The organism is Enorma timonensis, assembly GCF_000321165.1.
Lineage (GTDB): Bacteria > Actinomycetota > Coriobacteriia > Coriobacteriales > Coriobacteriaceae > Enorma.
In genome coordinates this window covers 1-11,599 of the sequence record NZ_CAPF01000094.1, presented here as the reverse complement: position 1 = coordinate 11,599, position 11,599 = coordinate 1, and the positions used below count along the sequence as shown (strand labels likewise).

Sequence of the window (11,599 nt, the reverse complement as noted above, 5' to 3'; positions counted from 1 at the left end):
GCTGCCTCGGGCTCGGGGCTCTCCGCCGGTGTCGGCGCGGCCGCGGTCTCAGCCGCAGCACCAGCGCTCTTCGCACCGCCTGTCGGTGCGGCCTCGGCCGCCTCACCCGCATCGTTCACCGCGCTCAACGGCGCACCGCATTGCGCGCAGAACTGGGCGTCATCTGGTTGCTTGCTGCCGCATTGAGGACAGAACATCGCAGCTCCTTTCAGACATGCGGGCGGACTCAGCGGCGAGCCCGCCCGCCAACGTTCGGTCAACCTACTTCACGAGCGTGCCGGAGACGGTGCCGTACACCACCTGGGTGTAGCCCATGACCTCGAAACCCGAGGACGGCAACCAGCTGTTCGACACGATGCTGTTGTCATCCTGCGAGAGGTAGCCCTCGATGGTCACGTCGCGGTCCTCAGGGCTGTCGCCAACGAAATGGAACTGGTAGGCATCTGCCACGGCAGTGCCATCGTCTTGCGCCTGCTCCAGGGAATCCTCATCGAGTTCGATGGTTTCGAGGGTGCACTGCGCCGTTCCCGAGGCGTACTTGTTCGCATAGCTCACCGTGAAGGTGCCGTCATCGGCGTTGAAATCGGAGATCTGGAATGTGGTGAACGAGCCCTCGCTCATGGAGTCCGAGCTGTAGGAGTACGAGCCGTCGAGTGCGCCATCCTTGTACTGGATGTCCGAGGAGTTGACATCCTCGCCGGTGAACGCCCAGTACTGGCCAACGCCGTCGTTCTCGAACTTATAGTGGTACGTGCGGTTGAACGTGAGGGTCGCGAACCACGTGTCGATGGTCTCGGTGGTCGTGACCTCGCAGGTGTCGTCGCCGGTGAGCTCGCTCTCGGCGCCGTTGAAGTCGTGCTCATCATCGAAGTCGACGCCGGCGATGGGCGTGGTCGGGCCTTCGTCGACAGAGAATGTAAACGTATCGTCCTGGTAGGTGCCCTTGACGTCGTAGATGGTCTGGAAGCTATCGTTCGCGACGGTCACCGTGCCGTTCGTGGTGGTCACGCCGTCCTCGGTTTCGGGCTCGCTCAAATCGAACGAGAAGCCGTAGTCGCTCGGGTTCACATAGTCATCGAGCGCAACGCCCTCGAGGAGGTCGGCCTCCTGCTCGGCGAAGGCATCCTCGAAGGCCTGCAGGTCGGGCGTGGAGGAGCACGCGCTCAGGGAGAGGAGGGCGAAGAGCGCAGCGGCCATGCCGAGGATCGCCAGCGCGAGGCGCCGGGTGATGGGGGCGGGTGTGCAGGCTGTGGCGTTCATGGTGTTCCTTTCTCGAGATGCCGCGAGCGCGCTCGGCGGGCGTGTCGCCGAGCCGTGGGTGGGCTCTGTGCCCTCCCGTCTCGCTGAAGTAAGTATATGAAATTAGGAAGCTCGAAAAAGAGATTTTGAAAGGGTACAGAAATTTTGATGTGGGAGGGGTTAAAAATCACGAAAAGCGAGCTGTGGACGCCGTCGTTAGGTCGCGTTGCGGCCGTTGGAATATGTTCGAGCCTCGAGTCTGTGTGGGATTCGAAGGTTGTCGAGTAGCCCCGATAGGTCCAATGCGCTTACCAGCGCTTTTTCAGGGCTTAGAGCGCCGTCTACTCGGGGGTTCCAAAATCCCACACAGACTCGAGGCTCGAACTTTCTGAGTCGCGGGCGAGAGGCGCGAAAAGTGCGTGCCGCTGTCGTCGCCCGCGCGTTCGCCTGCGTGAAAACGAAGCGCCCGCGCCGGGGAGAGACGCGGGCGCCGATGTAGAGGGGTCGATGTTCGGCGGTTACTGGGCTACCTGCGTGCCGCAGTTGGTGCAGAAGCGGGCGCCCGGGGTGATCGGTGAGCCGCAGGCATAGCAGAACTTCGGTGCAGGCTGCGGTGCGGCTGCGGTCGTCGGTGCCGCCGCAGGCTGCGGTGCAGGTGCCTGCTGCGGCACCGCCGTCTGTTCCGGCGTGGGCATCTCCACAGGTTCGGGTGCCTGCACCTCGCCCGATTGCGCATCAGCACCCGCGTCGTTCCCACGTTCCACCTCGGTAAACATATCGAGGTACGGCGGGTCGAGCTCCTCGCCCAGCGCGTCGCGGAAATCGCCGCAAAGCGCGACCGCGCGCTCCAGGCTCCACGGCTCGGCGGGCTCGTCCGAGTCCACGGGCGCCACGGCGAACAGGGTCTGCGCGAAGCTGGTCGCAAGGAGTGCGAAGTCATCGAGGAACAGCTCGTCTTCCGCGGTGGGCGCGTCATCTGTGTTGTAGATGATGTCAAACGTCACGGTGGCGGTGTCCTCGTGGAGCAGGGCGCGTATGCAGCAAGTGTGGTGGCCGGAGCTGTCATGCAGCTTGACCTCCACCACGCGGATGCCATACTCGTCGGTCTCGTCGCTGCGCTCGGCGCGCACGGCCAGCCCGTCCTCCGCGAACAGCTGAAGCGACTCATCGTCGGCCATATTCAAAATGGCTTGGGCATATACATCAAGGAGGTGCGGGACGAACACCTCGAGCACCGTGTTCGGGAGATGCGAATTCACGAATGAGATGCACGAGACCCGGCCGCCCAAGCCATCCAGGGCGTCTATCACGGCATCCCGCACGTCGAAGAACGCGTCGATGATGGCATCGTTGTCGTAGTCAAGCGTTGTGAGCTGCTCGACGGCAAAGCAATCATCCGCGCGCGTGATGACCAGGTAGACGGCGCTGCGCCTCTGCTCGGGCAGGCGCACGCGTATCACGCGGCTTTCGAACTCCGTGCCATACAGGCTGTCGGTGTTGATGATCTCGGCGCTGATGTCCGTCTGGTAGCGCTTCGACATCGCCTCCTCGACGGCCGCACCGATCGACACGGTGAGCTCCGACATGGGCACGTACCCGCGCCCCAGCGAGGTGCTGATGCGCACGAGGCCGGTCGAGGTGAACGCCGGCGCGCACAGCATGGCGCCGCCCGTCGAGCGCCGCGCGCCCGCGATCCGGGCAGCTACGGAGCGCAAGGCGCCTTCGATGGCCGCGACCACGCGATCCGGATACTCCTCATCGGCGGCACGGTCGCTCTCAATGAGCTTCGAGAGCGCGAACAGGCGCACCCGCCCCTCCACGACTGCCGCGACACCGCCCACGACGAACGTCTGCCAATCGGAGCGGAACACGTCGCTATAGAGGTGAAAGTACATGCCGTTGATGGCGAACGGCCCGCCGAAGAGGCAGTGCATCCGGCTCGTGAGCCCGCGCGGCTCCCATGTCCGCTCCATCATGCTTTCGAACGTATCCACGGCGTCGCACAGGCTATCGCTCGCGGGTAGCAGCCAGCTCTCGGCGCGGTAGCCGTTTGGCAGGCTCGCTTCCGCTTCGAGCGCGGGCGCGTCTCCGGACTGAACGTCGTAGCGCGTGAACGGGAATTGCGGGGAGGGGAGGAACCATGCGTCCCAGAAAACGTTCTGGCGCAGGGGCATCTGCGAGATGGGCGGCACGTCCTCGTTATCCAGCCGGCAGACGCTCTCTTCGCTCACGAACTGCCCCGCGACGGCTTCGTACACGTTGCCATACCAGGCGTTGGAATGCGAGCGGTCCTCGGTCCAGATGGCTTGCGCGTGGGCCACGATGCCATCCATGAGCCGGGCGGCGTCCGCCTGGATGTCCGGCAGCACGCTGGGATCGTCCAGCAGGCTCGCGAGGTCGTCGAAGCCGCGAAAGCCGTCGAGATCCTTACTCACGCCCGCGCCGATACCGAACTCCCCGTCCGCGACGTGCGCCTCGGTCGCTCCGGTGAGCGCTTCGAGTGCGTCGTCGAACCCGGGGCACGCGCGGATGTCCTCGGGGACGTCGATGAAGCAGCGGCCGTCGGGGTCGAGGGGCACGAGCTCGAAGGCGGCATCCGTGCAGGCGGCGGCGATGCGCTCGCCGTTCTGGATACCCAGATGGTCGACGAGCTGGCCGGCGCAGATCTGCCGCCACAGCGCATCGGTAGACGCGAGGTTGAGCTTGAGGTTAGGGCGAAGCAGCGAGACGAGAATCATACGCGCTTCCTTTCATCGACGTGTTTGATGCTTGCTACAGCCACCAGAACTTGTTGTAGAGCCACCAGAGAATGGCGATGACCACGATGATGGGGATGACGATCACGAGCGCCAGCCCGATCCCGACCGCCTGGGAGATCTGCTGCGCGAGCTCGGGCGCGACGTTCGCGATGATGAGCAGGGTGACGAACACCGCGATGATCTTGCCCGCCGTGGTGTGCACGACGAAGCCGAAGAGTTCGGAAAGCAGCGTCGCCACGACGGCGAATATGGTTCCGAACAGGCTGCCCGCGCGGTCGAGGAACCTATCGACCGATGAGATGACCTTGCGTCCGTTGGACATGTCCTCCATGGAGCACGCTCCCTTCTGCGCTTAGTTGCTGCGATGGTAGGTATTGCCGTAGGGATCGGAGATGCTGTCGCCGGTGAGGGACAGCGAGAAGACGACGTCCTCGCCCGTGGGGAAGTCCATCACCACGTTGCCGAAGTCGGTCATCCAGGTGGCATCTTCGTGGTATCCGACCCTGCCCGTCTTCGTATCCGAGGTCTCGACGGACGCCGTGCCGTCGCTGTTGAAGGTATAGGTGTAGGTAACGGCATCGTTGTTCTTCGCGGGCGCGCTCCACGAGCCCACGATGTCGGGGTGGGGACTGAAGCATCCGCTCAGCATGACGACGAGCAGGCAGGCGGCGATCCCTGCCGCGGCGCGCGCGAGGATGCTGTGCACGAGGGACGTGCCCTGGTGATGTGTCATGGTGGTACTCCTTTCATGGGGTGGTGAGGTGTCGAGGGCGCAGGACGGGTGCGCTTACTGCGTCGCGCCGCAGCCGGAGCACTTGTAACCGGTCGTCACGGTCTCCCAGTGGCCGACTTCATCGTGGTGGACGGTGCCGGTCTGGACGTATTCGTACTCGGTCTTCGAGTAGTAGTGCGTGAAGTGGTCTTCGTCGTCGTAGCGATGCGCCAACAGGTGATCTTTCATCCAGTTGCTGGCATCGGTCGCATTGTCGAACGTGGCGCTCGCACCGCAACCGCCGGCCGAACCATCTTCTTTGTAGTAGCGGCACTCGGCGATGTACTTGGTCACGGCCCGCGTCTCGTACACCGGCTCGTCCCAGGCCGCCTCGTCGACGACCCACTGCTGCTCGGTCTGCGCCACCCAGGCGTGCTGGTGCGCGGGCTTGCTGGCAGAGGAGGAGCCGCCGGAGCTAGAGCCGCTTGAGCTGCCGCCGCTCGGTTTGGACGAGGAGCCGCTGTTGTCGGAGGAGCTGCCGGAGCCACCGTTGCCACTGGTCGAGGGCTTGGTCGGCTCGTCCTTCACCGCGTCGGACGCCTCGTCGCCCGCCTGCTCGACCTTGTCCTTGTCCACGTTTGGGGCGTTCTGCGCGTTGCCCGTGGCGGTGTCGACCACGTCCTTGCCCACGTCGCCGGAGAGCGTCTCGTCGCCCTTCTCGACGGCGTCGGCGAGGTCTCCCAGGATGCCGTCGATGTCGTCCTGCGTCACGTCCTCGGCGGGCACCTGCCCGAAGCTGCCATCCACGTCGAGGGTGGGCTGCTCCTCGGACGCGTCGTCGCTCTCCCCGTCGGCCTCGCCGATGACGACGGTCGCCGGCTCATCGGGCGTGCGGTAGATGCTGCCGTCCGCGTTGATGGCGCTGATGTAGCCCACCTCGTAGCTGCCGGCGGGCAGTTCCACCTGGGCACTCGCGTCGTCGCCCGCGCTCACGGCGTGGTAGAAGTCCACGCCCGCGGTCGCGTCGTCGAGTCCCGTGAAGTGCACGACGAACGGCGAGCTGTCTTTGCTCCAGCCCGGCGCGTCGATGGTGATGGTTGCCAGGACGGTCTTGGCCTCGGTTTCGGTCGCGTCGCCCGTTTTCGCTTCGGGCCGCTGTCCGAAGCACCCGCTCAGCACGACGACGAGTAGGCACGCGGCGATGCCCGTCGCGATGCGGGAAAGCGTGTGATGGTGATTGCGTTTCATGGAAATACTCACGATGAACGCTCCTTGGAGTTTTAGTTCCGGTTGTAGCTGGCCCGTCGGGCATCTTCGGCTCTTTCAGTGGCTCGGTTGGCATCAGCGCCTGCCCAAGCCTCGTTTTCCTGAGCCCATGCAGCCGATTCCTGAGCCCTTCGCGCTCTTACTGTGGCAGCGGCGGCTCTGGCGTTATCCTGCGTGCGTTGCCGGTCAAGCATGCTTGCCTCCTGACGACGCTTCCGCGCTTCTGCGAGATTCTTTTCGGCGATACTTGTCTGTCGCGCCTGTTCTGCCGTCTGCCGCTTGGCCTCCTTCTCCTGTACCTCGCTCGCGTGCGCGATGGCAGCAGACTGCAGCTCGTTCGAGCGTTCGGTGTGAAGCATCATGTAGCGCGGGGGATCATGTCGCTTGAGCTGATCCATCCAGTCGTCGTCGATAGCCTGCTCGAACCCGTCGATAGGCCATTGCTTCCCGATGGCTGCGATCACGGGCTCGATGGCACGGTTGAGCGCATCAAGCGCCTGCACAAAGGTGTTGGTGAGCGACGTGAAGGCCACGCGCTCGTCGGGGTCGACGCTCTGCTTCGCCTGCTCGAGCGCCTTCCGCGCGGCGTTCTTGCGCTCCTCCGCCGCATCCATCGCGGCTTTCGGCTGGACGAGGGCTTGCTGACGCTCGGCTTGCAGCTGCGCGTTCCATGCGATGATGGCGGCATTTTGCGCGTTGAGGTCCGCGGTGCGCTTGCGCTCGACCCCGCGCTCCATAACGATGCTCGCGACGAAGAACCCGATGGCGCCGATGATGCCGATGAGCCTCACGATGGGCAGCGCCATGATGATAATGGCGACATGCAGGAACAGCCAGCAGACGAGCGAGAGCACGAGCGTCAGGATGACGAGCCACAGGAAGAGCTTCGCATAGCGCCTGAACGACGCACTCATGGGGAGGGCGTAGCTCGGCTCGATGTTCTGCTTGGTGTTGAGGCGGACCTTCTCGTCGTAAGCGACCGCCGTGTCCAGATAGCTCTGCTTCGCTTGGTCGTACGCGGCTGCTGCCGCATCGTAGTCGGCCTGCGCCCGGTCGAGAACGCTTTGGTCGAAGGTGCCCCACATGCGCACGGCGAGCGCCCGGGCGTCATCGACGAAGGTCGGCACGCCATAGTCGAGCCACGCGGAGACGTCCTTGATGACCGTGCGGTCGGCGTCGAGGCGCTCCTTGATGTTCGCGCGGTAACGCGTCACGGTCTCAAGCTCGTTGAACGGCACGACGTCGCTGTGATACGTACCGTCGCGCCCCATCTGGTCGATGATGGCGCCGGCGTATTGCACCGCGTCCATATCGTCGCGGGCCGCCTTCTTGACGTGCTCTCGGATGCTCACGGCGAGGCTGTTGACCCGCCGCGACACCTCGGCGATGTCCTTCTCGCACATCTTCCGGGCGTGCTTGGGCGCGCTCGCCGGCAGGTGCGCGCTCGCTTCGCGCTCCTCATCCGAGAAGGGAGAAGCGTAGGGCGCGATCTCGATTGCGGTGCTCGCGGCGACGATGCCTGCGGGCGCTGCCGCGCTGCGGGCGATGGCGCCCGTGCTCGCCTCGCTTTGCATCGCATAGTGCCGAGGGCTGTCGTGCTCCACGCCGGCCGCGGCGCGGGCCGCGTCGATGCGCGCCTCGGCGGCGTTGGCGACCGCCTGGGCGGCGCGCTTCACCGCGTCGGCTTGCTGCGCTGCCAGATTCGCCGCTTGGCTCGCGGCGGCCGGTTGCGCTGCGGCGGGCTGTTGGCGCGCGGCTGGTGCCGGTCGCGCAGGCTGGCTCGCTGCCGGCGCCGCGACGCCTACGGGCGACCCGCATTGCTCGCAGAACCTCGCGCCGGGCTTGAGCGGCGCCCCGCATGTCGTGCAAAAACTCATCTGGACTCCTTCCCTAGAGATCGTCCTATTTGGCTGAGGTCGCGCTACCGGCGCTGTAGTCCGTCCTTAGCGCTCGCCACGATGACCCCGATGACCCCGATTGCGGCGAGCGCCATGCCAGCGAGGAAGAGGATGGTGGCGATGACGGTGAAGATGGAAGCCTCCGGGGCGCCGTAGCTCACCAGGATGAACAGGTACGCCATGCAGGCGATGAACAGACCGAACCCCCAGTATGCCGTCGCGGCGGAGATGTGCTTGAGGTTCTCCCCCGTGGCGAGAATCACCTTGATGTCCGCGAGCGTGCCCGCCGCTGCCTGGGACATCTGCGAGGTCGCGGGCGCGGCCTGGGGCGTAACGGGTGCCGGCGTGGGTGCCGGCGCGGAGTAGCTTGCGGGAGCGGGGGCAGCCACCGGGTTGGTGTATGCGGCGGGCGTGGGTGCGGGGGTAGGCGCGGGAGCAGCCGGCGCGGGCGTCGGCGCCGCAGCGGGAGCGGGCGCAGGCGTGGGCGTGGGCGCCGGAGCCGTAGCGGGCGCGGCGCTCTGGGCGACGGGCTGGCCGCAGGAGGTGCAGAACTTGGCGCCATCTACGAGCTGGGCGCCGCAGGATGTGCAGAACATGGTGATTCCTTTCGATGTCGGGATGGGCGAGGGGTTCAGGCGGTCGGCGTCGTTGCATGCCGCCATGGTGTTTCTACTGGAAGGAGAGAAAGAGCCCGATGAAGCAGAGCACGAAGCTGATGAGGTAGAGCAGGACGGGGTGCCGTTTCCCGAAGAGCAGTCCGTACCCGATGCGCTCGGCCTTGGGGAAGAGCTTCCCGCCGTCGGGGCGCTTGCATTGGGCGAGCTGCCCCATCCCCTCGCTCATGAGGCGCAGCGCGCAGCGCAGGATGACGAGCACGAGGATCGATACAAGCGCTGCGGTGCCCGCTGCGGCGATTGCCTCGAAGATGGTGCTCCCGTGGTACCACACGAGCGCCCAAACCCCGAGCGCGGCGAGCGTTCCGAGCGCGGTGAATTCCTCGACCACATGGACCTGCGTTTTGCCGTTCACACGTTCGACCTCGAGCCGCTTGTTCGACAGGAGCCCCATATCCGTTCCTTTCTCTTATATATGTGTTCGATGGGATGGTCGTTGCGTTGCTAACCGATGCGGTTGCCGCAGTTGGAGCAGAATTTCGCTCCGGGCGAGAGCGGCGAGCCGCAGTTGCTGCAGAATTTGGGTGTGGGGTGCGTGGATGCAGACTGGGGCGCGGCGGATGCGGGCGTTGCCGCAGGGGCTGACGCCGGTGCGGCCTGCTTCGGGCGCGGCATGCCGGGGTGCGCAGGATCCTCCCAGTTGCGCGGCACGTAGCGCTTGCCCGTGCGCCGCTCGTACGTGGGCACGACGATGGATTCGAAGAGATTGCCGTGCTTTTCCCTGCTTCCTCGAATCGTTCGCCCCCATGTCGGAATGAATTCGGAAAGCACCTCGTCGTCCATGAATCGGTCGGCGAACGCGTTTACGTCGCACCAAGCGTTCGGACGGTTCTGACAGGACGCTTCCATGTTGTCGGGAAGGGTATCGATGCCGTACTTTGTATGCAAAAAGTGACATACAACGGAACGCCGCAGTCGAGCAACATATGCTTCGAACCCTGGTTCCTCGTAAGGATTCTCCGAGGCTCCGACGAACATCATTTCCTTGTTTCCAACAGGCAGACGTCCGTATGTATCCGCATCGACCATATCGGCGATTCGCGTGGCGTTGTTGAATCCAAGACGAAACATCAGTGCCCAGCAACACGCGTTTTGCCAAAGGTTGTCCGGGCCAGCCGTATCGGCGGTTATTCCGCTGTTCAACAGATGAACGATTGCCATCATCGTTCCCTTCTAATAGACGAGCATCCGCAGAAGCTCGTCGCCCCTCCTCTGCGGTACAGCTACGAGTATAGAAGATTCATCTACCCCTATTATGGGTTTTGAAAGAGTTAGAAAATTTTGTCGCGTAAAATTACCCCAGGGGTTTTTCTACATAACAAGCCGAATGTAAAAACACCCCAGGGGTTTTTCTACATGCCCCGGCTGCGCCCGGCGGGATTCTCTATATCACTCAATATCATCTGAGTGTCGCGGGAGCACCTCGCTGCTCCCGCACAAGCCGTTGACCTGCGGGTTCTTCGATGCTATGCCAATTCGCGTTTCGAATTCCCTATATCATCTGTATATCAGCTGTGTATCAAGGCGCATCGTGGTGCGCGGCTCGACGTGTCGTTTCTGCAGGTTGCGCGGCCATGCCTTGCCCTTTTCCCAGCTCTGGGTATGATAGGAACCCGAAGACAAGCCACATGTATAATAACCCCTGGGGTAAATTTACATACGTGAAAGGGAAGCTGCGCATGTACCTGCGGTTCGACATGTTCTAGCTGGGCTGATTGCCCGCGCCGTCGCTTCGTGCCCCGGCGCCCTCGCCCCGTCATTGCCGAACCCTCCGCGCCCCCGGGCGCCCGAACGCAAAGGAACCATCATGCGCGACAAGCTCGAGAAACTCATCGCCGCCTACGAGGAGCTCGAACGGAAGCTCCTCGACCCCTCCGTCCTCGCCGACCAGAAGGAATACACGCGCCTCGCCAAGGAGCACGCCAAGCAGGCCGAGCTCGTGGCCAAGGCGCGCGAGTACCTCACGGCGCTCGACGACATCGACGCCGCGAAGGAGATGCTGCACGAGACCTCCGACGCGGACGAGAAGGCCATGCTCCAGGAGGACCTCGCCGCGAACGAGGAGAAGCTCCCGCAGCTCGAGGAAGACATCAAGTTCATGCTCATCCCGGGCGACCCGAACGACGAGAAGAACACCATCGTGGAGATCCGCTCCGCTGCCGGCGGCGACGAGGCGGCCATCTTCGCGGGCGACCTCTTCAAGATGTACCAGCGCTTCTGCGAGAGCCACAAGTGGAAGGTCGAGGTGCTCGACGCGAGCCCCAGCGACGCCGGCGGCTTCAAGAGCATCGAGTTCAAGGTCACGGGCGACAAGGTGTACTCCGTCATGAAGTACGAGAGCGGCGTCCACCGCGTGCAGCGCGTGCCCAAGACCGAGAGCCAGGGGCGCATCCAGACCTCGACGGCCACCGTAGCGGTGTTGCCCGAGGCGGACGAGATCGACATCCAGATCGACCCCGGCGACCTGCGCATCGACACGTACTGCGCGAGCGGCCCCGGCGGCCAGTGCGTGAACACCACGTATTCGGCCGTGCGCATCACGCACCTGCCCACGAACACCGTGGTGCAGAGCCAGGAGCAGCGCTCGCAGATCCAGAACCGCGAGGTGTGCATGCAGATGCTGCGCGCCCGCCTGTACGAGATGGAGCTGCAGAAGCAGCAGGCCGAGCTGGGCGCGGAGCGCCAGAGCCAGATCGGCCACGGCAACCGCTCGGAGAAGATCCGCACGTACAACCAGCCGCAGGATCGCGTGACCGACCACCGCATCGGGTTCAACTCCACGTACAACAACGTGCTACTGGGCGATGGCCTGAGCGCCGTGATCGATGCCCTCGCCGCCGCCGACCGCGCGGAGAAGCTGGCGGAGGCCGTGTAGGCAGGCGAGAGCCGGGCGTTGGTGCATTGGGAGCACCGATGTGCGCGGGGCACTTCGGGTCGCATGGGGCGTCCGGGGTGCCCCGCTTTGCGTTTGGCGTGCGCGGGGCACGAGCGCGTCCCGGTGCCGTTCGCTTCGCGCATAAAGTTGACGACTTTGTTTGCGAAGCGCTGTTT

11 protein-coding genes are annotated in these 11,599 nt (G+C 64.4%); 1 reads left to right on the top strand and 10 read right to left on the bottom strand.

The genetic code is table 11. The features are described 5' to 3' along the window. The 10 genes from BN423_RS11445 to BN423_RS11720 form a co-directional block, all read right to left on the bottom strand. Nucleotides 1-197: zinc-ribbon domain-containing protein (locus BN423_RS11445; RefSeq protein ID WP_019240075.1), on the bottom strand; the 197-nt coding region annotated here is incomplete at its 3' end. A 64-nt stretch (nt 198-261) separates the two neighbouring features. Continuing rightward, nucleotides 262-1,260: a hypothetical protein gene (locus BN423_RS09805; protein WP_019240074.1), complete on the bottom strand. Its 999-nt coding sequence runs from the start codon at nt 1,258-1,260 to the stop codon at nt 262-264. Between the two features lie 497 nt (nt 1,261-1,757). Next, a complete protein-coding gene (locus tag BN423_RS09800) occupies nt 1,758-3,977 on the bottom strand; it encodes a zinc ribbon domain-containing protein (RefSeq protein WP_019240073.1) in 2,220 nt (739 codons plus the stop codon). A gap of 34 nt (nt 3,978-4,011) precedes the next feature. Continuing rightward, nucleotides 4,012-4,320 (bottom strand): hypothetical protein, encoded by a 309-nt coding sequence (locus BN423_RS09795; RefSeq protein ID WP_232385567.1) that lies wholly within the window; start codon nt 4,318-4,320, stop codon nt 4,012-4,014. 30 nt (nt 4,321-4,350) lie between these two features. Continuing rightward, on the bottom strand, nt 4,351-4,731 hold the full coding sequence (locus tag BN423_RS09790) for a hypothetical protein (RefSeq protein ID WP_019240071.1): 381 nt from the start codon (nt 4,729-4,731) through the stop codon (nt 4,351-4,353). 54 nt (nt 4,732-4,785) lie between these two features. Beyond that, nucleotides 4,786-5,970 (bottom strand): hypothetical protein, encoded by a 1,185-nt coding sequence (locus BN423_RS09785; protein WP_232385566.1) that lies wholly within the window; start codon nt 5,968-5,970, stop codon nt 4,786-4,788. Nucleotides 5,971-5,990: 20 nt separating this feature from the next. Further along, on the bottom strand, nt 5,991-7,853 hold the full coding sequence (locus BN423_RS09780) for a zinc ribbon domain-containing protein (protein WP_081588362.1): 1,863 nt from the start codon (nt 7,851-7,853) through the stop codon (nt 5,991-5,993). Between the two features lie 44 nt (nt 7,854-7,897). Next, nucleotides 7,898-8,470, bottom strand: a complete 573-nt coding sequence (locus BN423_RS09775) for a zinc ribbon domain-containing protein (protein WP_026089079.1) — start codon at nt 8,468-8,470, stop codon at nt 7,898-7,900. Between the two features lie 73 nt (nt 8,471-8,543). Further along, nucleotides 8,544-8,942 (bottom strand): hypothetical protein, encoded by a 399-nt coding sequence (locus tag BN423_RS09770; protein WP_019240068.1) that lies wholly within the window; start codon nt 8,940-8,942, stop codon nt 8,544-8,546. 50 nt (nt 8,943-8,992) lie between these two features. Then, on the bottom strand, nt 8,993-9,709 hold the full coding sequence (locus BN423_RS11720; protein WP_198283090.1) for a zinc ribbon domain-containing protein: 717 nt from the start codon (nt 9,707-9,709) through the stop codon (nt 8,993-8,995). A 646-nt stretch (nt 9,710-10,355) separates the two neighbouring features. On the opposite strand from BN423_RS11720, the gene prfA reads away from it, so the two are divergent. Further along, nucleotides 10,356-11,423 (top strand): peptide chain release factor 1, encoded by a 1,068-nt coding sequence (gene prfA / locus BN423_RS09760; protein WP_019240066.1) that lies wholly within the window; start codon nt 10,356-10,358, stop codon nt 11,421-11,423. Nucleotides 11,424-11,599 lie beyond the last annotated feature (176 nt).